General features: G+C 49.9%; 1 protein-coding gene. It reads right to left on the bottom strand.

All coding sequences use genetic code 11. The features are described 5' to 3' along the window. Nucleotides 1-501 (bottom strand): IS66 family transposase (locus tag BN3456_RS00460; RefSeq protein ID WP_141654476.1); only part of this gene is annotated, 501 nt, incomplete at both ends.

Here is a 501-nt window from a genome sequence, read left to right on the forward strand (position 1 = left end):
TCTATATAGTAACGCCGACAATGGGACCAGCATAGATTTCTTTTGATGTCTTCCACCTTTTCATACCCTATGTATGCATCCGTGGTCAGATATCCGTGAAATCCCCATAATAGGTCTTTTGCAACGTCACCGCTTCTGGTGCGAGAGTAATGGAAGAAGGCGGCCTGAATGTCTTCACAGGCACCGCTGCGGATTACCCACATATAGGACTCACTGCTTGCCTTTTTCCCCATTTCCTTATTACACTGGATTCGGGTTTCGTCCATGTGCAGGATCTGGCAGTTCAACAGCACCTCATGAATCCTGTTATAAATGGGGGTCAGCCATTCCTCGCTGCAGCGAATGGTCCAATTGGCCATGTTTCCTCTTGGCAGCACCAATCCCATCCGATACCAGTCCTTCTCCTGGCGGGCAAACGGCAAACCCTGGGCAAACTTCTGATACATGACCTGGGCCACAAGAGAGGGGGTTGCTATTGAATGAGGTAGTACCGGCGAAGGA

The sequence above is a fragment of the Clostridium sp. C105KSO13 genome (assembly GCF_001517425.1).
GTDB lineage: Bacteria > Bacillota > Clostridia > Lachnospirales > Lachnospiraceae > Muricomes.